Annotated in this window: 20 protein-coding genes; 11 read left to right on the forward strand and 9 right to left on the reverse strand. The window is 65.0% G+C overall.

Annotation, left to right across the window (positions count from 1 at the left end; all coding sequences use genetic code 11):
• Positions 1-23: 23 nt before the first annotated feature.
• The 5 genes from EOA49_RS21400 to deoA are packed head-to-tail and all read left to right on the forward strand — an operon-like array spanning position 24 to position 4706.
• Positions 24-1163, forward strand: coding sequence for an ABC transporter permease (locus EOA49_RS21400; RefSeq protein ID WP_095781077.1), 1140 nt, complete (start codon positions 24-26; stop codon positions 1161-1163).
• Between the two features lies 1 nt (position 1164).
• Positions 1165-2136 carry an ABC transporter permease gene (locus tag EOA49_RS21405; RefSeq protein ID WP_067002635.1) on the forward strand — a complete coding sequence of 324 codons (972 nt, stop codon included), beginning with the start codon at positions 1165-1167 and terminating at the stop codon, positions 2134-2136.
• Between the two features lie 58 nt (positions 2137-2194).
• A complete protein-coding gene (gene cdd, locus EOA49_RS21410; protein WP_067325754.1) occupies positions 2195-2587 on the forward strand; it encodes a cytidine deaminase in 393 nt (130 codons plus the stop codon).
• Complete coding sequence (locus EOA49_RS21415; RefSeq protein ID WP_127239437.1) at positions 2584-3390, forward strand: purine-nucleoside phosphorylase; 807 nt, start codon at positions 2584-2586, stop codon at positions 3388-3390. The genes cdd and EOA49_RS21415 overlap by 4 nt, the downstream gene beginning before the upstream one ends.
• The gene (gene deoA, locus EOA49_RS21420) at positions 3390-4706 is read left to right on the forward strand and encodes a thymidine phosphorylase (protein ID WP_127243334.1); all 1317 of its coding nucleotides are present in this window, start codon (positions 3390-3392) and stop codon (positions 4704-4706) included. Before EOA49_RS21415 ends, deoA begins: the two co-directional genes overlap by 1 nt.
• 8 nt (positions 4707-4714) lie before the next feature.
• Here the strand turns inward: deoA and EOA49_RS21425 are convergent, their stop codons facing one another.
• The 3 genes from EOA49_RS21425 to EOA49_RS21435 all read right to left on the reverse strand — a co-directional run bounded on the left by EOA49_RS21425 (position 4715) and on the right by EOA49_RS21435 (position 7117).
• Positions 4715-5281, reverse strand: a complete 567-nt coding sequence (locus tag EOA49_RS21425) for a TIGR02281 family clan AA aspartic protease (RefSeq protein ID WP_095800516.1) — start codon at positions 5279-5281, stop codon at positions 4715-4717.
• Positions 5282-5386: 105 nt separating this feature from the next.
• On the reverse strand, positions 5387-6016 hold the full coding sequence (upp, locus tag EOA49_RS21430; RefSeq protein WP_067002624.1) for a uracil phosphoribosyltransferase: 630 nt from the start codon (positions 6014-6016) through the stop codon (positions 5387-5389).
• A 126-nt stretch (positions 6017-6142) separates the two neighbouring features.
• Positions 6143-7117 carry an adenosine deaminase gene (locus EOA49_RS21435; RefSeq protein ID WP_127239435.1) on the reverse strand — a complete coding sequence of 325 codons (975 nt, stop codon included), beginning with the start codon at positions 7115-7117 and terminating at the stop codon, positions 6143-6145.
• 171 nt (positions 7118-7288) lie between these two features.
• Between EOA49_RS21435 and ubiE the strand changes: the two genes are divergently transcribed.
• The 3 genes from ubiE to coaBC all read left to right on the forward strand — a co-directional run bounded on the left by ubiE (position 7289) and on the right by coaBC (position 11199).
• The gene (ubiE, locus tag EOA49_RS21440; RefSeq protein WP_127239434.1) at positions 7289-8065 is read left to right on the forward strand and encodes a bifunctional demethylmenaquinone methyltransferase/2-methoxy-6-polyprenyl-1,4-benzoquinol methylase UbiE; all 777 of its coding nucleotides are present in this window, start codon (positions 7289-7291) and stop codon (positions 8063-8065) included.
• 13 nt (positions 8066-8078) lie between these two features.
• Complete coding sequence (gene ubiB / locus EOA49_RS21445; RefSeq protein ID WP_127243335.1) at positions 8079-9653, forward strand: 2-polyprenylphenol 6-hydroxylase; 1575 nt, start codon at positions 8079-8081, stop codon at positions 9651-9653.
• A gap of 73 nt (positions 9654-9726) precedes the next feature.
• Positions 9727-11199, forward strand: coding sequence for a bifunctional phosphopantothenoylcysteine decarboxylase/phosphopantothenate--cysteine ligase CoaBC (coaBC, locus tag EOA49_RS21450; RefSeq protein WP_206519854.1), 1473 nt, complete (start codon positions 9727-9729; stop codon positions 11197-11199).
• Here the strand turns inward: coaBC and EOA49_RS21455 are convergent.
• The 6 genes from EOA49_RS21455 to EOA49_RS21480 form a co-directional block, all read right to left on the reverse strand.
• Positions 11196-12647, reverse strand: a complete 1452-nt coding sequence (locus tag EOA49_RS21455; protein WP_245460762.1) for an MFS transporter — start codon at positions 12645-12647, stop codon at positions 11196-11198. The two genes, coaBC and EOA49_RS21455, sit on opposite strands and share 4 nt — an antisense overlap.
• Positions 12648-12841: 194 nt before the next feature.
• Positions 12842-13318: a DUF992 domain-containing protein gene (locus EOA49_RS21460; RefSeq protein ID WP_067325778.1), complete on the reverse strand. Its 477-nt coding sequence runs from the start codon at positions 13316-13318 to the stop codon at positions 12842-12844.
• Positions 13319-13512: 194 nt separating this feature from the next.
• Positions 13513-14364: a tetratricopeptide repeat protein gene (locus EOA49_RS21465; RefSeq protein ID WP_067002613.1), complete on the reverse strand. Its 852-nt coding sequence runs from the start codon at positions 14362-14364 to the stop codon at positions 13513-13515.
• Between the two features lie 136 nt (positions 14365-14500).
• Positions 14501-14764 carry a 30S ribosomal protein S21 gene (gene rpsU, locus EOA49_RS21470; RefSeq protein WP_040969057.1) on the reverse strand — a complete coding sequence of 88 codons (264 nt, stop codon included), beginning with the start codon at positions 14762-14764 and terminating at the stop codon, positions 14501-14503.
• 177 nt (positions 14765-14941) lie between these two features.
• Positions 14942-15328, reverse strand: a complete 387-nt coding sequence (locus tag EOA49_RS21475; RefSeq protein WP_095781084.1) for an SET domain-containing protein-lysine N-methyltransferase — start codon at positions 15326-15328, stop codon at positions 14942-14944.
• Positions 15329-15426: 98 nt separating this feature from the next.
• Complete coding sequence (locus EOA49_RS21480; protein ID WP_127239432.1) at positions 15427-16185, reverse strand: SDR family oxidoreductase; 759 nt, start codon at positions 16183-16185, stop codon at positions 15427-15429.
• 253 nt (positions 16186-16438) lie between these two features.
• Between EOA49_RS21480 and EOA49_RS21485 the strand changes: the two genes are divergently transcribed.
• The 3 genes from EOA49_RS21485 to EOA49_RS21495 all read left to right on the forward strand — a co-directional run.
• On the forward strand, positions 16439-17692 hold the full coding sequence (locus tag EOA49_RS21485) for a sarcosine oxidase subunit beta (protein WP_127239431.1): 1254 nt from the start codon (positions 16439-16441) through the stop codon (positions 17690-17692).
• Positions 17693-17777: 85 nt separating this feature from the next.
• Positions 17778-18074, forward strand: coding sequence for a sarcosine oxidase subunit delta (locus EOA49_RS21490; RefSeq protein WP_127239430.1), 297 nt, complete (start codon positions 17778-17780; stop codon positions 18072-18074).
• On the forward strand, positions 18071-20140 hold a 2070-nt coding region (locus EOA49_RS21495), incomplete at its 3' end, for a 2Fe-2S iron-sulfur cluster-binding protein (RefSeq protein ID WP_127243336.1). The genes EOA49_RS21490 and EOA49_RS21495, both read left to right, overlap by 4 nt.

Below are 20140 nucleotides of genomic sequence, written 5' to 3' on the forward strand. Positions count from 1 at the left end.
GTCGAGCACCAGGAGGCCGCCGAATGAGCACGCCTTACGCCAAGTTGCCGGCCTGGGCCGATTATGGGTTGATTCCGTTGATCAACCTGTCGGTTGCCTTCATCGTCGCGGGCTTCGTCGTCATGCTGGTCGGCGAAAATCCGTTCCGCGCCGCCGTCATCCTGGTCGAAGGCGCTTTCGGCAAGGGCACAGGCATCGCCTTCACCTTGTTCTATGCCACGACCTTCATCTTCACCGGGCTGTCGGTGGCGGTGGCGGCGCATTGCAGCCTGTTCAACATCGGCACCGAAGGCCAGGCCTATATCGGCGGCCTCGGCATCGCGCTCGTCTGCCTGAGCTTCGACAGCGTCCTGCCCTGGTGGCTGATATTTCCGATGGCGATCGTCGCCGCGGCGGCGTTCGGCGCGCTCTGGGGTTTCATCCCGGCCTACCTGCAGGCCAAGCGTGGCTCGCACATCGTCATCACCACCATCATGTTCAACTTCATTGCCGCCTCGGTGATGGTGTATCTACTGGTCGGTCCGCTGAAGCCGGTCGGATCGCAGGCCCCGCAGACACGCAATTTCCTGGCCGGCGCGGAATTGCCGAAGCTCAACTGGATGATCGAATTGTTCGGCGCCAAGATCCGCTCGGCGCCGCTCAACATCTGCTTCCTGCTGGCGCTGGCGATGGCGTTCCTGGTCTGGCTGCTGATCTGGCGCACCAAGCTCGGCTACGAGATGCGCACCTACGGCCATAGTCCGAAAGCGGCGCGCTATGCCGGCATTTCGGAAACTCGCATCATCCTCACCGCGATGATGATCTCGGGTGCGTTGGCCGGCATGATGGCGCTCAACCCCGTGATGGGCGACCAGCACAATGTGGCGATCGATTTCGTCTCGGGCGCCGGCTATGTCGGCATCGCGGTCGCGCTGATGGGCAGGCTGCATCCGGTCGGCATCGTGCTGGCGGCGATCCTATTCGGCATGCTCTACCAGGGCGGGGCCGAGCTTGCCTTCGAGATGCCGGCGATCAGCCGCGACATGATCGTCATCATTCAAGGGTTGGTCATCCTCTTCGCCGGCGCGCTGGAGCATATGTTCAGGCCCTATATCCAGGCGCTGTTCGCATCGGTCAGCCCGAAATCGGTCGGCATGCAGGCGGTCAAGGGGAAGGGGGCCTGAGATGGACAGTTTCAACGCGATCGTCCAGGTCCTGGATTCCACCATCCGCCTGTCGGTGCCGCTGCTGCTTGCCTGTCTTGCCGGCCTCTATTCAGAGCGGGCCGGCATCTTCGATATCGGTCTCGAAGGCAAGATGCTGGTCGGCGCCTTCGCCGGCGCTGCAGCGGCATCGGTCTTCCATTCGGCCTTTATCGGTCTCGGCACCGCCGTCCTGATCTCGGTCGCCTTCGCCATGGTGCACGGTTTCGCCTCGATCACGCATCGCGGCAACCAGATCGTCTCCGGAGTCGCCATCAACTTCGTCGCCGCCGGCTCGACCATCATCCTCGGCCAGGCCTGGTTCGAGCAGGGCGGCCGCACGCCGGCGCTGCAGCCGGGCGAGCGCTTCGAGGCGATCGTGTGGCCCGGCGCCGAAGCCGTTCGCGACGTGCCGATCCTCGGGCCCGTTTATGCCGAGCTGATCTCCGGGCATTCGATCCTGGTCTACTTCGCCTTCGCGATGGTGCCGTTCACCTGGTGGGTGCTGTTCCGCACCCGCTTCGGTCTCCGGATGCGCGCCGTGGGCGAAAACCCGGCCGCCGTCGACACCGCCGGCATCTCGGTCGCCTGGCTGCGCTACCGGGCGCTGATCTGCACCGGTATCCTTACCGGCGTCGCCGGCGCATATCTCTCCATGGTCCAGAATGGCGGCTTCGTGAAGGACATGACCGCGGGCAAGGGCTATATCGCGCTTGCCGCGCTGATCTTCGCCAAATGGAAGCCGGTCAACGCGATGTTCGCCTGCCTGCTGTTCGGCTTCCTCGACGCGGCATCGATCCGCTTGCAGGGCTCGCCGCTGCCGATCCTCGGGAAAGTGCCGGTGCAGTTCATGCAGGCGCTGCCCTATGTACTCACCGTCATCCTGCTCGCCGGCTTCATCGGCAAGGCGATACCGCCGCGCGCCGGCGGCGTGCCCTATGTCAAGGAACGCTGAGGCTCGGGCAGTCTCGGCAACCGGCAATTTGAACAAGATCGTGGGAGAGAAGAAGGAAATGTCGCATGATCTGTTCGAAGCGGCCAGGACGGCGATGGCCAAGGCCTATGCGCCCTATTCCAAGTTTCCCGTAGGCGCCGCGCTGCGCACCGAGGACGGTCGCGTCTTCACCGGCGCCAACATCGAGGTGGCGTCCTATCCGGAAGGCTGGTGTGCGGAGACCACCGCGCTCGGCCACTACATCATGGGCGGCGGCGGCAAGATCACCGAGATCGCGGTGATCGCCGAGCGCATGGCCAAATGCTCGCCCTGCGGCGGCTGCCGGCAGCGGCTGGCGGAATTCTGCCGGCCGGAGACGAAACTCTATCTCTGCGACAACACCGGCGTGGTCGAGACGGTCACCATGGGCGACATGCTGCCTTACGGCTTCAGGGGCGATATCTTGAAATGAAGGAGGCGCTGGATCATCTGGTCGAGAAACTGGACGGGCTGGCCCCGACCGCGGCGCTTGTGCTGGGCTCCGGCCTTGGTGGGCTGGTCGACCAGGTGGAGGACGCAAGGCGCATCCCCTATGCCGAACTGCCGGGCTTCCCGCGCAGTGGCGTCTCCGGCCACGCCGGCGAGGTGGTGGCAGGGCGTTTCGCCGGCACGCCGGTGCTGATGCTTTCCGGGCGCGCGCACTATTACGAGCACGGCAATGCCGCCGCCATGCGCCCGGCACTCGAGGTGCTTGCCGGCATCGGCATCTCGCATCTCATCCTCACCAACGCCGCCGGTTCGGTCGATCCCGAGATGGGACCGGACTCGGTGATGATGATTACCGATCACATCAACTTCTCCGGCTCCAATCCGCTGATCGGAGAGCCGAGCGACCGCCGCTTCGTTGGCCTCACCGAGGCCTATGATGCCGGCTTGCGCAAGGCGATCGAGACGGCGGCGAAGGAGACCGGCACCGCGCTCCACCAAGGCGTCTACATGTGGTTTTCCGGACCATGTTTCGAGACGCCGGCCGAAATCCGCATGGCGCGCGTCATGGGCGCCAACGCGGTCGGCATGTCGACCGTGCCCGAAGTGATCCTGGCCCGCTTCCTCGGCCTCAAGGTCGCTGCCTGCTCGGTCATCACCAACCTTGCGGCAGGCATGACCGGGGCGGAACTCTCGCACCAGGAAACCAAGGACATGGCGCCGGTCGGCGGCGCGCGGCTGGCGACGATCCTGCGGCGCGTCTTCGAGGAAGGTTTGCCGGAAAGCTGATGCTCCCGCAGGAAATCATTCGGCGCAAGCGTGACGGCCACAAGCTCTCGATGCCCGAGATTGCAACCTTCATCGAGGGGATCACGGCCGGCACGCTCTCGGAGGGCCAGATCGGCGCCTTTGCCATGGCGGTGTTCCTCAAAGGCATGAGTCGCGAGGAAGCAGTGGCGCTGACGCTCGCGATGCGCGATTCCGGTGACGTGCTCGACTGGTCCGATTTGCCGGGACCGGTCACTGACAAGCATTCGACGGGCGGCGTCGGCGACAATGTCTCGCTGATGCTGGCGCCGATCGTCGCGGCCTGCGGCGCTTATGTGCCGATGATCTCCGGCCGCGGGCTTGGCCATACCGGCGGCACGCTGGACAAGATGGATGCCATTCCCGGTTACGTCAGCCAGCCGGATTTGGCGCGGTTCCGCAAGACGGTGCTCGAGACGGGCTGCGCCATCATCGGCCAGACCGCCGACCTGGCGCCGGCCGATCGCCGGCTCTACGCCATCCGCGACGTGACGGGCACAGTGGAATCGGTGCCGCTGATAACGGCTTCGATCCTGTCGAAGAAGCTTGCCGCCGGGCTCGGCTCGCTTGTGCTCGACGTCAAGGTCGGCAACGGCGCCTTCATGGAGAAGTCGCGCGATGCGGCCGCACTTGCGAACAGCCTGGTCGAGGTCGCCAATGGCGCCGGTCTGAAGGCTTCGGCACTGGTGACCGGCATGAACGAGCCGCTGGCCTCGGCAGCGGGCAATGCGGTCGAGGTGAAGAACGCGGTAGACTTTCTCACCGGCCGCTTCCGCGACCGCCGGCTGGAGGACGTCACGCTGGCGCTTGCCGCCGAGATGCTGCAATCGGCGGGAATTGTCTCGTCCAACCAGGACGGGATCAGGCGCGCGGCCGAGACGCTTGCCGGCGGCCGCGCGGCGGCGGTGTTCGCACGCATGGTGACGGCGCTCGGCGGCCCCGCTGACTTCGTCGAGAATCCGGAGAAATATCTGCCGAAGGCGGCAGTGGAATCGGCGGTCAAAGCGGCCGAGGACGGCTTCGTCACCGGGATCGCGACGCGCGAAATCGGGCTCGCCGTCGTTGCGCTGGGCGGCGGGCGCGTCCGTCCGGATGACAAGATCGATCATTCCGTCGGCCTCACCCGGCTGCTGCCTGTGGGCGCGGAGGTGCATGCGGGCGAGGCGCTGGCGCTGGTCCATGCGCGGACCGAGGCCGACGCCGAGGCTGCCGCCGTCGCGGTGCGCGCCGCCTATGCGGTCGGTCACTCGAAGCCGACCGCAGAAAAGACGGTGCTCAGGCGGATACTGCCTCTGTAAAATCGCGCCTATTGAACGAGCAACAGCGCGCCGTCCTGCACTTCGTATTTCTGCAGCCGCTGCAGGAAGCTCATGCCGATCAGGTTGGTTTGCAGCGCTCGATCGTCGAGCACCACCGCCTGGACGTTGTCGAGGGAAATCTTGCCGATCTGCAGCCGGTCGACGGTGACCACGGCGGCCTTGATGGCGCCGTTCGCCGTGTTCACCTGTTGAGTGAAATCCGACTGGTTGAGCGAGATGCCGATCCGGCGCGCCGTCGATATGTTGATCGCGACTAGCGTCGCGCCGGTGTCGATCATGCCGTCTATCTGACGGCCGTTGAACTTGAAGGCGGAAGTGAAATGGCCGCGCTGGTCGGCATTGACCAGCACCTGGCGGCCGAGCGGCATCGGCGTCGCCGGCCTGGCTGGAACCGAAGCGAGATTGACGTCCGGCTGAGCCTCAGGCGGCGCCGGCTTCGAAGCAAACGCCGATCTCAGCAGGGTTTCCACCATCTGCGGGTTCGACTGATAGACGATCGGAATCGATGCCGAGCTTCCGACAAAGACGCCAAGGAGAAGAAGCTTGCGCAGCATGGATCGACCTTCGTGAAGGTTCGATCCTTAAGCCGACATGGTGTTTTCGGCTTTAACGCGCGCCGGAACCACGGCGTTTCGTAAACGACCGGTTAAGAAAAGATCTCACTTGGTTCCGTACATGCGGTCGCCGGCGTCGCCGAGGCCAGGCATGATGTAACCCTTGTCGTTCAACTGGCGGTCGATCGAAGCGGTGAAGATCGGGACATCCGGATGCGCTTTGGTGAAGCGCTCGATGCCTTCGGGTGCCGCCAGCAGGCAAAGGAAGCGGATGTTGGTGGCGCCGCGCCCCTTTAGCTTGTCGATCGCCGCGATCGCGGAATTGGCGGTCGCAAGCATCGGATCGACCACGATCACCAGACGGTCGGCAAGGTCGCTCGGCGCCTTGAAGAAATATTCGATCGCCTCGAGCGTCTCATGGTCGCGGTAAAGGCCTATATGGGCGACGCGCGCCGCCGGCACCAGATCGAGCAGGCCTTCGAGCAGGCCATTGCCGGCCCGCAGCACGGAGGCGAAAACCAGCTTCTTGCCCTCCAGCGTCGGCGCTTCCATCTCCTCGATCGGGGTCTCGATCGTGGTGGTCGTCAGTTCGAGGTTGCGGGTCACCTCGTAGCCGAGAAGCAGGGAGATCTCGCGCAGCAGCCGCCGGAAGCCTGCCGTCGAGGTCTCCTTCTTGCGCATGATGGTCAGCTTGTGCTGGACAAGGGGGTGGTCGACGACGGTGACGCCCTGCATGGTCTTCTCCAGTGAATGGTGAGTAGTGAATAGTGAATAGTGAGCCGGTTTGCGAGTCCTGATGGGCCGATGATTAGTTGGCACTCTGAAGCCGCCGGCAAACGTTCACCATTCACCATTCACCATTCACCGGCCTTTGGGGTCGAGCCGGCTCATCAGCATCGCCTTGGTCTTCCGGTCGACGAAGGCCGCCTCGATGGCCGTCCTCGTGACGGCGGTAAGCGCCTTGTCGTCCATCGCGAAATGCTCGGCGGCGATATCGTATTCGCGCCTCAGCGATGTCCAGAAATAGGGCGGGTCGTCGGAATTGAGCGTCACCTTGCAGCCGGCCGCGCGCAACGCCGGAAAAGGATGCGTGGCGAAACTATCGAACACCTTGAGCGCGATGTTGGAGCCGGGGCAGCATTCCAGCACCACGCCCTCGGCGGCTATGCGGCGAACGAGGTCCGGGTTCTCGATGGCGCGCACGCCATGGCCGATCCGCGATGGGCGGATATGGTCGAGCGCTGCCGCCACGCTTTCCCAGCCCATCAATTCTCCGGCGTGGATGGTGATGCCGAGGCCGGCCTCGCGCGCGATCTCGAACGCACGGACGTAGTCCTCGAAATCGCCGATGCGCTCGTCGCCGGCGACGCCGAAGCCGGTGACCAGCGGATGGCCGCAGCGCGCCGCAAAGCGCGCCGCCTGCTCGATCGCCTCGACGCCGACGTGGCGTACGCCGGTGACGATCATGCGCCCCTCGATGCCGGTCCTCGCCTTGGCGCGGGCCATGCCTTCGCCCAGCGCATCCGTATAGGCCTTGGGCGAAAGCCCGGCCTTTTTCGCGTGATCCGGCGAGGTGAAGACCTCGGAATAGATGGCGCCGTCGCGGGCGAGGCTGGTGAGATAATGATCGGTTAGACGGGCGTAATCCTCCTCGGTGCGGAACAGGTCGGAAGCAAAATCATAGGCGGCGAGGAAAGACGTGAAATCGTGCCAGACGAAAGAGCCGTTCTGGATGTAGGGCGAAGGGTCCTTGCCGTATTTGCGGGCCTGGCTGACGACGAGGTCGGGCGCCGCTGCCCCTTCGATGTGGCAGTGCAATTCGGCTTTCAAGATCATGCGGCCATCCCGTGCGGTATTCTTCTGTCGTGGCGCCGATTCCGGGTGGAAAATCGTGGCAAACTCTTCCCCGACCCGTTCTGAAAGCGCGGCCGAAAACCGCGCCTTGGACAATAGCGCCCGCCCCATCGATCGGCTATGGTCCCGCCGGTTTTATGGCGGATCGAAATAATGTCAGTTGAGAGAACCACGGTCGCGGGCGGCATGGAAACCTCCTATGGTTTCAGGAAGGTTGGCGCGGGCGACAAGCAGTCGCTCGTCAATGACGTCTTTCACAAGGTGGCCAATCGATACGACCTGATGAACGATCTGATGTCGGGTGGGTTGCACCGGCTGTGGAAGGACGCGATGGTCGCGTGGCTCAACCCCCCGAAGCGGCCGGGCTGGAAGGTGCTCGACGTCGCCGGCGGCACCGGCGACATCGCCTTTCGCATCATCGAGGCAAGCCAGCGCCATGCGCATGCCACGGTGCTCGACATCAACGGCTCAATGCTCGACGTCGGCCGCGACAGGGCCGAAAAGAAAGGCCTCTCGGAAAAGACCGATTTCGTCGAGGCCAATGCCGAAGCGCTGCCGTTCGAGGACGGCACGTTCGATGCGTATACGATCGCGTTCGGCATCCGCAACGTGCCGCGCATCGATGTGGCGCTGAGCGAAGCTTTTCGTGTGCTGAAGCGCGGCGGGCGCTTCCTATGCCTGGAGTTTTCCGAGGTCGACATGCCGCTGCTCGACAAGGCCTACGAGGCTTGGTCGTTCAACGCCATCCCCAAAATCGGCAGGGCGGTGACCGGCGAAGGCGAGCCCTATTCCTATCTGGTCGAATCGATCCGCAAGTTCCCCAACCAGCAGAACTTCGCCGCGATGATTGGTCGGGCCGGCTTCGATCGGGTCACTTTCCGCAACTATTCGGGGGGCATCACGGCGCTCCATTCGGGCTGGAAGCTTTGAGGCAGGGCGTCCGATGACCAGCGTTGGCGCCGGCTTCCGGCTCGCCAGGGCCGGCTGGGTGCTGGTCCGCGAGGGCGTCGTCGCGGCGCTGCCCGGCGAAGAGCTTTCCGGTATGCCGAAGCTCGGCTGGCGGCTGGCGCGCGTGCTCACTCGCCGCCGCGCCCGAAGCCATCTGCGCGGCGACCGGCTGGCGCAGGCGGTGGTGCGGCTGGGGCCATCCTATGTGAAGCTCGGCCAGTTCCTCGCCACGCGGCCCGACGTCGTCGGCAACGACATGGCGGTCGACCTTGCGCTGCTGCAGGACAAGATGCACACCTTTCCGAGGGCGGAAGCGGTCGCGGCGATCGAAGCCTCGCTCGGGCGCAGGATCGAGGATCTCTACGCAACCTTCGGCGAGCCGGTCGCGGCGGCATCGATCGCCCAGGTGCACGGCGCCGAAGTCGTTCGCGACGGAAAGGCTTCACGGGTCGCGGTGAAGGTCATCCGCCCCGGCGTGCGCCATCGCTTCTTCCAGGATCTCGAGAGCTACTTCCTCGCCGCCCGCCTGCAGGAGAAGTACATCCCCTCCTCGCGGCGCCTGCGGCCGATCGAGGTGACCCAGACGCTGGCGCAGACCACCAAGGTCGAGATGGACATGCGGCTCGAAGCGGCCGCGTTTGCCGAGCTCGCTGAGAACACCAAGGATGATCCGGGCTTCCGCGTGCCGGCGGTCGATTGGGAGCGGACCGGCCGAGACGTGATCACCATGGAGTGGATCGACGGCGTCAAGATGAACGATCTGACCGGCCTTGCTGCCGCCGGTCACGACCTCAAGGCGATCGCAGCCAATCTCGTCCAGTCCTTCCTCAGGCATACGCTGCGCGACGGCTTCTTCCATGCCGACATGCATCCGGGCAACCTGTTCGTCGAACCGGACGGCACCATCGTTGCCGTCGATCTCGGCATCGCCGGCAGACTCGGCAAGAAGGAGCGGCGTTTTCTGGCCGAGATCCTCTACGGCTTCATCGTGCGCGACTACCGGCGCGTCGCCGAGGTGCATTTCGAGGCCGGCTATGTGCCGCGTCAGCACAATGTCTCGGCCTTCGCGCAGGCGATCCGCGCCATCGGCGAGCCGATCCACGGCCAGTCGGCCGACACGATCTCGATGGCCAAGCTTCTGACGCTGCTGTTCGAGGTCACCGACCTCTTCGACATGGCGACGCGGACCGAGCTGGTGCTTTTGCAAAAGACCATGGTGGTGGTCGAAGGCGTGGCCCGCACGCTCGATCCGGCGTTCAACATGTGGAAGACTTCGGAGCCGGTGGTCAGTGACTGGATCGCGGGCAATCTCGGCCCGCGCGGCGTGCTCTCGGACGCGCGGGACGCCGGCAAGGCCTTGATCTCGCTGGCGAGGCAGGCGCCGGACATTGCGGTTCGCACCGAGCGGCTGTCGCGTGAGATCGACCTGATGGCCGAGCATGGCTTGCGCTTCGACGAGGCGACTGCGCGCGCGATCGGCAAGGCGGAGGCGCGCCACACCCGCTCCGGCCGGGTGGCGCTGTGGACCATTGCGCTGACGCTGATTTACATCGCGTGGCGGATTTTCTGACCGCCCGCCGCCTTGCTGCGTTTTGATTGCATTGCTATCATTGCCGGCGCTAGTTTGAGGCGGGTGCAATCAGATGGCCAGCATCACGATCCGCAACCTTGACGATGGAGTTAAGGACCTGCTGCGCCAATTGGCTGCCGAAAATGGCTGCTCGATGGAGGAGCAGGCCCGGGCGATGATCAGGGAGGCGGTTGAGGGCCGGGCAGGGCAGGCCGACCGCATCGACCAGATCGAGAAGACGCTGCGTGCGCTGACCGGCCCCGGCCAGCAAGCACCGCCTATCGCCGACATGCCCGGCAGGCCATCAGTTCGCGGAACGCTCTCCGGCAAACGCGTCCTTCTCGTCATCGGCGGCGGCATCGCCGCCTATAAATCGCTCGATTTGATCCGGCGCCTGCGCGAGCGCGGCGCTTCTGTCCGGGTGGTAATGACATCAGCCGCGCAGGAATTCGTCACCACGCTGTCCGTCGGCGCGCTTTCGGCCGACCATGTTTTCACCGAACTCTTCGACCGCAATGACGAGCACGATGTCGGCCACATAAGGCTGTCGCGCGAGGCCGATCTGCTGGTCGTGGCGCCGGCCACCGCCGACCTGATGGCGAAGCTCGCCAACGGCCATGCCAATGATCTTGCCTCGACGGTGCTGCTTGCGACCGACAAGAAAGTGCTGATGGCGCCGGCGATGAATCCGAAGATGTGGTCGCATCCGGCAACGCGGCGCAACCGGGCGACCCTGCAGAAGGATGGCATCGCCTTTGTCGGGCCGGCCAAGGGCGAGATGGCGGAAAGCAACGAGGCGGGCGAAGGCCGCATGGCCGAGCCGCTGGAAATCGTGGCCGCGATCGAGGCGATGCTCGGCGAGAAGCCGAAGCCGCTTGCGGGCCGCAAGATCATCGTCACCTCGGGGCCGACGCATGAGCCGATCGATCCGGTGCGCTACATCGCCAACCGTTCGTCCGGCAAGCAGGGCCATGCTATCGCGGCGGCACTGGCGAAGCTCGGCGCCGATGTCCGGCTCGTGTCCGGTCCGGTCAACATCGCCGATCCGGCCGGGGTGAAGACCACTCATGTGGAAACAGCGGCCGAGATGAAGGAAGCGGTCGAGAGCCTTTTGCCGGCGGACGCGGCTGTTTTCGTCGCGGCCGTCGCCGACTGGCGCACCGCGAATGCCGCCGGTGAAAAGATCAAGAAGGTGGCGGGGAAGGGCCCGCCGTCGCTCAAGATGGTCGAGAATCCCGACATCCTCGCGGGCGTCGGCCATCATGCGCAGAGGCCCGGTCTTGTCGTCGGCTTTGCCGCCGAGACGCAGGACCTCATCGGCAACGCCGAGGCCAAGCTCAGGAAGAAGGGCGCCGATCTCATCGTCGCGAACGACGTCTCGCATGGCAGCGGCATCGGCCCTTCCGGCGTTATGGGCGGCGATCGCAACAAGGTGCGCATCGTCTCGCGCACGGGCGTCGAGGAGTGGCCGGAGATGGGCAAGGACGAGGTGGCGACACGGCTCGCCGCATCGATTGCCGAGCGGCTGAAAACGACAGTGGTTTAGCTGGCCGCTGCCTGCGGTCGCATTGGCGGCAGCGCGATCCGCAGCGCGGCGATGCAGCCAAGGATCCCAAGCGGCACGAAGGCGAGGAAGAGCCAGCCGGCCACGCCTGCAGCCGCGTCACGATTGAGGCCTTGCGAGAAGCCGCTGGCGTTGGCGACGATGCCGGCAAGGGCCGCGCCCACCGCGTAGCCGATCCGCTGCATGGTCGGCACGGCGGCGGAAGCGATCGTCTGCTCGCCGTCGCGGGCCGAAGCGACGATGACGCGCGTCAAGAACGGCCAGCAGACGCCGAAGCCGCCGCCCTGCAGCAGAGCGCAGAGCAGGATCAGCGGGATCGAACCTGCGGGGATGGCGTAGGCGAAACTGGCAAGACCGGAGGCGATCATCAGCGCGCCGACGACGATGATCAGTCTTTCGCGTTCCAGCGGCGCATTGGCGATGAGGATCGACAGGATCGACCAGGCGATGGATTCGGCGGCGATGATATAGCCGGTGGTCAGGATCGGAATGCCGTGCAGCGTGGTGAGCAGCAGCGGCCCGTAAATGGTGAACGTGCAGGTCGCTACCGAGAAGGCCGCAACCATGGTCATGCCTGAGCCAAGCGGCGAGCGCCATGAGAACAAAGGTGCCGGAAACAGGCGCGAGCGCGGCCTGAGGGCATCGATGCGGAAGAAAAGCGCCAGGCCGATCAGCCCGACGGCCAGCAGCAGCGACGAGCGCAGCAGGGCGATGTCAATGCCGGCGGCAGCGATCAGCACGACGGCGATGGCGAGACAGGCAAGCGCCGGATAGGGAAAGGGCGGCGCCGTGCCGCTGCCCGCCTGCGGCCTCGTCGCCTCCGGCGTGTCCAGCACGATAAAGCTCGCCAGCGCCATCGCCGCGCCGCCGAAAGTGAAGACGCCAAAGGCCCAGCGCCATGACAGGAACTCGGTCATAACAGCGCCGAGCATCGGTCCGCTGAAGGCGGCGACGCCCCAGATCGCCGACATGATGCCGAAGAGCTGCGGCCAGATGTTGCGCGGAAAGAGACGCTCGACCGAAACGAAGGCGAGCGACACCAGCGCGCCGCCGCCAAGTCCCTCGACCAGCCGCCCGGCGAGGAAGAACGGCATGGAGGGTGCCGTGGCGCAGATCAGCGCGCCTGCCGCGTAGAGCAGGGCGGCGACCATCATGTTGGAGCGCAGCGCGACATAGCTCACCAGCCGCCCGGCGGCCGCACCCGCGACGATGGCGCCGAGCTCATAGATCGCCAGCGACCAGCCAACCAGCTGCACGCCGGCCAGCTCGCCGACCATGGCCGGCATCACCGTCGCCACCATAGTCTCATTGGTGGCATGCAGCAGGATGCCGAGACTGACGAAGCAGAAACGCGCCAGGTCGCCGCTTGCCCACAGCGCTCGCCAGTCCACCTTGTTGCCGGCCACCTTGCCGCCGCCTGCTGCCGTCACGTCGATCTCCCGCTTGTTTTCCGCAACCTCATCCGCATTGCGAACGAAGCGCCAGATCCAGTTCGGCAGGGCTTGTAGAACCTCAAGCGCAGTTGAGCTCAAGAGGCTTTTCGGGGATATCGGCGAGCAGCGCGCTAAAAATTCGGCCCGGAGCGAGAGTCCCGGGCCGTATCGGTGCTAACTGATTTGAAATTTCACTTATAGGAGTGGACGAGGTCCAGCGAAGCCACGGCAACAGCGAGGTTGACGCCGGTCTGCGCCTGGACGCTCAGCGGCTCGAGCATGAAGGCGCCGTCGAGGCCGCCGACCAAAAGATTGGCGCCGCCACCGGTCACGACGCTCGCCTCCGCGTTGACGCCGTAATAGCTGCCGGCGAGATCGCCCGAGTCATGGTGGCGGGTGGCGGCGAGAACCGCCCAGACAAGCTGACCTTGATGCGTCCGGCCGATATCGACGCCGAGCTTGGAGATCATGCCCGTGTATAGCTCGGCCGGGCCGTGATGATAGGGGCGGAAGACGCAGGACACGCCCTTGTTGGAGGTGATGACGTAACCGGTGCCCCCGTCGATGGTGCAATCGAGCGTGCCGAGCCGGAGCGTGCCGGCGCTGACCGGAGAAGCGAGGACCGTGGCGGCAAGCGCGGCGGCGGCACAGGCAAGTGTCTTGATCATCGGAAAGGTCCTTTCGCAACAAACGGCGCCGGTTAAACGGTCGAGGTGCGAGGAGCGTTCCGCCCAAAACTTGGCGCGAGCATGGCGAGCCAACACATCGCCGTTGGCGACTAGACTAACGGCCACATCGGCGTGTCAGCGCCGCAATAGACCCATCGCGGGCGACCGGACCCCCGGGCGGCCTTAGCTTCCGATCAGCTGGCGCCGGCCGAGGTGCGCGACAGGCCGTCCTTGGCGGGTTGGTAGTTCGGGTCGAGGTGGACAGCCTCGCGGTAGGACTTGGCCGCCCTTTCCTTGTCGCCGCGTCGCTCGTAGATCAGCGCCTGGTTGGCCCAGGCCTCGGCGTTCTTGCCGTCGAGCTTGATGGCCATGTTGAAGTCGGCGAAGGCGTTGTCCTCGTCATTCATGGCCAGATAGGACAGGCCGCGGCCGTTGTAGGGCTCGGCTGCGTCCGGCGCCAGCGAGATGGCGGTCGAGAAATCCTCGATGGCGAACTTGTGCTGGCCCTGGCTCTGATAGATCAGGCCGCGATTGTGGTAGGCGCGGGCGTCGGTCGTGTCGAGTTGGATCGCCTTCTGGAAATCGTTGAAGGCGTCGTTGACGCGGCCGGCCTTGCGATAAAGATTGCCGCGGCCGATGTAGGCGGCGTCGTAGTTGGCGTTGATTTGGATCGAGCGGTTATAGTCGGCAAGCGCTGCTTGCTGGTTGCCGAGGAAACGCTGGATGAGCGCCCGGTTCGAATAGGCCTGATAGAAGTTCGGATTGAGCTGGATGGCGGTGTCGAAATCTTTGAGCGCCGCCTGGTACTGGCCGCCGCGGCCATAGGCCGAGCCGCGCACATTGTAACCCTCGGGATCCTGAGGATTGCGCTGGATGACAGCCGACAGCGAGGAGATGTTCTCGGTCGAGCCTTGCGCCTTGTCGATATTGTTGAACTCCCCCGTCGGGGCCGTCTGGCATGCTGCAAGGGTCAGGCCCGAAAGCAGGGCCGCCGTCAGGGCGAAGCCGCGAAAAGCGGTTCTGCGCTCCACGGTAATTGCGTTCATCTCAGTCCTCACTGGCGCCGCGCCGTCAGGTCCGTTCCCTCTCCGAACCGGCTCGAACGCATAAACAAAAAGGTGGCGGCGATTCCGCATCGCGCCACCCTCGGTATCCTTCGAAAAGGACGAAAAATTGACGGTATCAGCGCGGCGAACGCGATGCGCCGGCAGCACCAGCCGGAGCCGGGCGCGGGGTCATCGGCAGCAGGCCTTCGCGCTGGGCGCGCTTACGGGCCAGCTTGCGGGCGCGGCGGACGGCTTCCGCCTTCTCGCGGGCACGCTTCTCGGACGGCTTTTCGTAGTGACCGCGCATCTTCATTTCGCGGAAAATACCTTCGCGCTGCATCTTCTTCTTCAGCGCGCGAAGCGCCTGATCAACGTTGTTGTCGCGGACGAGTACCTGCACGTGTAATCCTGTCTTCGGGTTTGAAATCTCAGGCAAGCAGCCCATAGCCGCATGCCTCCGCAGTGACCTGCACCGCGAATTGTGCCGGCTGATAGCAGAATCAGGCCGTGCTGTCCACCGTTGATTGCAGGAAACCACGATCGGAAGCCCGAGCGCCGTGCCTTGCCGGTCTGAGCCTTAGGCGGTCGCCAGATGCAGACGGGCGAAATCCTCAAAGAATTCCCCATAGTCGCAAGTGATTTCCTCGCCGGCCGCGATATCCCGGGTCGCTGTGGCGCCACCGTATTGGGAGAAATCCGTGTTCGGCCGCTCGGAATGGTTCATGAAGCGGCCATTGTCGACCTCATATACCATGAAACCCGGCTTGTCCGGGCTCGGATAGGCGTAGCGGTCGAGCAATTCCTTGAGATGCGGCGGCGCCTTCTCGTATTTCTCCATCGGGATCAGCCGGTCGAAATCGGGATCGAGCCGCCAGATGGAGGCGCCTTTCCTGACCGGCTCGGCGGCGAAAACACCGACGCCTTCGATAGCGCTCTGAGCGACATAGGTTCTGATCAGCAGCATCGTTCCGATCCGTTTTCGACGGGAAACCAAATCGTCAAAACGGACCGGAATGCAAGGCCCCGTCGCGCTATTTCAGCGGATGAGCATGGCTGCCGACGTCACGTCCGATTGATCGAGACGCCACCATCGGCAAACAGCGCCGCGCCGGTGGTGAAGCTTGAGGCGTCCGAGGCAAGGTAGAGCGCTGAGCGGGCGATCTCCTCGGGCCGGGCCACACGCTTCAAGGCATGCAGGTTTTCGACGAATGTTCGCGACTCCGGCGTCTTGAACGTCGCTGCGGGCGTGTCGGTGCCGCCGGGCAGCAGCGCGTTGACGCGCAGCCCTTTCGGGCCGTATTCGGCGGCCAGCACCTGCGTCAGCCCGATCAGCCCCGCCTTGGCGGCGGCATAGGCGGCCATGCCCGGCATGCCGGCGGTATAGCCGGCGAAGCTCGAGGTGAAGATCAGCGAGCCGCCGCCGCGCTCCAGCATCGCCGGGATCTGGTGCCTGGCGGCGAGGAAGGCGCTGGTCAAATTGGTGTCGATCGTGTCGTGCCAAGTCGCCGGCGCCATCTCCGGTACCGGCGCCATCAAGCCGACGGCGCCCGCATTGTTGAAGGCAATGTCGAGGCCGCCGAACCTTTCGACCGCAAGCTCGACCAGAGCTCTGGCATAGGCTTCGTCCCGGACATCGCCGGCGAGTCCAATTGCGGTTCCACCGGCCGTCTCGATTTCGCCGACGAGTGCATCGAGCTCGGCCCGGCGGCGCGCCGCGACGACGACACTGGCGCCCTGCTCGGCGAACAGACTGGCCGTAGCGCGGCCGATGCCGGAGCTGGCGCCGGTGACGATGGCGACCTTTTCGGTGAGTGCGAACATTTCTCATCCTTTCTCTATGCCGGTCCAGCCGGTGGTGGGATGCTTGGTCGCAAATCGGCATTTCGGCAGCCACCCGAAAGCTGACTTGCCGATCGGAATGCAAGTTGTCGGGCATGCGCCGCGCAGCCGCGGCGCAAAACGGCAAGCGCCGTCGCAAACAGCGCAAGGGTGACTGCACGCTTTCGCTAGTGATACACCACGCGCGCCGGGGAATGCCCGGCCGAGATCCGCGATTTTTGGCGCGAGGCTGAACGTGAAGAAATACTCCGTATTCGCCATTGCCCGCGAGGCGATGCGCGGCCACAAGGGCTGGGAAGAGCAATGGACCTCACCCGAGCCGAAGAAGGAATACGACGTCATCATCGTCGGCGCCGGCGGCCACGGCCTGGCCACCGCCTATTATCTGGCGACCGAGCACGGCATCACCAATGTCGCGGTGCTGGAAAAGGGCTGGCTCGGCGGCGGCAACACCGGCCGCAACACCACCATCATCCGCTCCAACTATCTCTATGACGAAAGCGCCAGCATCTACGACCATGCGCTGAAGTTGTGGGACGGACTGAGCCAGGAGCTCAACTACAACGTCATGTATTCGGCGCGCGGCGTCATGATGCTCGCGCACAATGTGCATGACGTTCAGGTGTTCAAGCGCCACATCCATGCCAACCGCCTCAACGGCATCGACAATGAGTGGCTGACGCCGGAACAGGCGAAGGAGTTCTGTCCGCCGCTCAACATTTCCAAGGAGGCGCGCTATCCGGTCATGGGTGCCGCGCTGCAGCGCCGCGGCGGCACGGCCCGCCACGATGCGGTCGCCTGGGGTTATGCGCGCGGCGCCTCGGCGCGCGGCGTGCACATCATCCAGAACTGCGAGGTCACCGGCGTCAAGCGTGCGGCCAACGGCGCGGTCACCGGCGTCGAGACGACGCGCGGCTTCATCGGCGCCAAGAAGGTCGGCGTCGTCGCTGCCGGCCATTCGTCGGTCATCATGGATATGGCCGGCGTGCGCATGCCGTTGGAGAGTTATCCGTTGCAGGCGCTGGTCTCGGAGCCGGTCAAGCCGGTGGTGCCATGCGTCATCATGTCGAACACGGTGCACGCCTATATCTCGCAGTCGGACAAGGGCGAGCTGGTCATCGGCGCCGGCACCGACCAGTATATCTCCTATTCGCAAACCGGCGGCCTGCACATCCTGCAGCACACGCTCGACGCCATCTGCGAGATGTTCCCGATCTTCACCCGCATGAAGATGCTGCGCTCCTGGGGCGGCATCGTCGACGTGACCCCCGACCGCTCGCCGATCCTGGCTAAGACGCCGGTCAAGGGCCTCTATGTCAATTGCGGCTGGGGCACCGGCGGCTTCAAGGCGACGCCAGGTTCGGGCAACGTCTTTGCCCACACCATCGCCAGGGACGACCCGCACCCGATCAACGCGCCCTTCACGCTCGAGCGCTTCCGCACCGGCCGTCTCATCGACGAAGCGGCGGCGGCGGCGGTGGCGCATTGATGATGGCCGAGATGGCCTGCCAGAAGCTTTGCGATCAACCGGCCGGCGCCCGCGTCAGCCATGGCGAATTGTAGGATCAACCTAGATGCTTCTCATCCGCTGTCCCTATTGCGAGGAAGAGCGCCCGGAACTCGAGTTCCGCAATGTTGGCGAGGCGCATATTGCGCGCCCGACCAACATTGCCGCCGAGAGCGACGACGATTTCGAGAAATTCTTCTTCATCCGCTCGAACCCCAAGGGCGTGATCTATGAGCGCTGGCGGCACATCCATGGCTGCGCGCGCTTTTTCAACGCCGTGCGCGACACCGTGACCGACAAGTTCGTCATGACCTACAAGGCCGGCGAGCCGAAGCCTGCGAAGCTGCCTGGAGCCTCGAAATGAACGCCGCCTTCCGCATTTCCGGCGCCGGGCGTCTCAGCCAGGCGAAGACCGCCTCGTTCAGCTTCGACGGCAAGCAGTATATCGGGATCGAGGGCGACACGCTGGCCTCGGCGCTGCTCGCCAACGGCGTGCATCTCGTCGGCCGCTCCTTCAAGTACCACCGGCCGCGCGGCTTCCTCTCGGCCGGCGCGGAAGAACCCAACGCGCTGGTGCAGATCGTGCGCGACGACGCGCGCAAGACGCCGAATGTGCGGGCGACCGTGCAGGAGCTCTATGACGGGCTCACCGCCAATTCGCAGAACCGCTGGCCCTCGCTCGCCTTCGATGTCGGCGCGGTCAACGACATTGCCTCGCCGATGTTCTCGGCCGGCTTCTACTACAAGACCTTCATGTGGCCGAAGTCGGCCTGGTTGAACTTCTATGAGCCGAAGATCCGCGCGACGGCCGGCCTTGGCGTTTCCCCCGACCGGCCGGATCCCGACCATTATGCGGCGCGCTACGCGCATTGCGACGTGCTGGTGCTGGGCGGCGGTGCGGCCGGCATCACTGCGGCGCTTGCCGCAGCCGAAACCGGCGTGCGGGTGATCCTCGCCGACGAGCAGGCCGAATTCGGCGGCAGCCTGCGCTTCGAGAGCGGCGCCAGGATCGATGGCGAGGACGGCTTTGCCTGGGCACAAGCCGCGATCGCCAAACTCAAGGCGATGGACAATGTCCGAGTGCTGTCGCGCACGACAGCTTTCGGGTACTACGCGCAGAACTTCGTCGGCCTGGTCGAGCGGGTCAGCGACCATCTCAAGAGCCCCGGCCGGGAGCTGGCGCGCGAGCGCCTGTGGCAGGTTCGCGCCAAGCGGGTCGTGCTCGCGACCGGCGCCATCGAGCGGCACATGGTGTTCGCCAACAACGACCGGCCGGGCGTCATGCTGGCATCGGCGGCGCGCACCTACCTCAACCACTATGGCGTGGCGGTCGGTAGGAATGTCGGCGTCTATACGGCAAACGACTCGGCCTACGCGGCCGCGATCGACCTGAGGAAGGCCGGCGTCAATGTCGCTGCCATCGTCGACCTGCGCGACAACCCGTCGGGGGCGGTGATCGACGAAGCGAGGAGCCTCGGCATCGAGATCAATTTCGGTCGCGCTGTGGTTAGCGCCGGCGGCAAGCTGCGCGTATCGTCGATGACGGTGCAGCCGAAGAACGGCGGCGGCGAGCGCAGGATCGCGGTCGACGCCATCCTGATGTCCGCCGGCTGGACGCCGTCGGTGCATCTGTTCTCGCAGTCGCGCGGCAAAGTCGCCTTCAACGAGGAGGCGCGACGCTTCGTGCCGGGGACCTATGCGCAGGACTGCGTCTCGGTCGGCGCCTGCAACGGCACGGACGGTCTGGAGGCAACGGTCGACGAGGCCTATGCGGCAGGCGCCCAGGCGGCAAGGGACGCCGGCGGCAAGGATTCCAGCGGCAAGATGGGCAAGGGCGCCAAGCCAAAGGTCGATGCCAGTGAAAGCTGGTCACGCGGCATGCTTGGCGCTGCGCCCGGCGCCGGGCCGGGCACCACGGTCAAGGCCTTCGTCGATTTTCAGAACGATGTCACCGCCAAGGACATTCGCCAGGCGGTGCATGAGGGCATGCACTCGATCGAGCACGTCAAGCGCTTCACCACCAACGGCATGGCGACCGACCAGGGTAAGACGTCGAACATGCACGGCCTGGCGATCGCCGCCGAGACGCTCGGCAAGCCGATCCCGCAGGTCGGTCTCACCACGTTCCGCGCGCCCTATACCCCGGTCACCTTCGGCTCGATCGTCGGCCATGCGCGTGGCGCGCTGTTCGACCCGACGCGCCGCACGGCGACGCATGGCTGGGCGGCCGCCCAAGGTGCCGTGTTCGAGGATGTCGGCCAGTGGAAGCGCGCCTGGTATTTCCCGAAAGCCGGCGAGGACATGCACGCCGCCGTCAACCGCGAATGCGTGACGGTGCGCAAAGCGGCCGGCCTGTTCGACGCCTCCACGCTCGGCAAGATCGAGGTGGTCGGGCCGGATGCGGCGAAGTTCATGGAACTGCTCTACACC

Origin of the sequence: Mesorhizobium sp. M1A.F.Ca.IN.020.04.1.1 (assembly GCF_003997315.1) — a bacterium.
Taxonomy (GTDB): domain Bacteria; phylum Pseudomonadota; class Alphaproteobacteria; order Rhizobiales; family Rhizobiaceae; genus Mesorhizobium.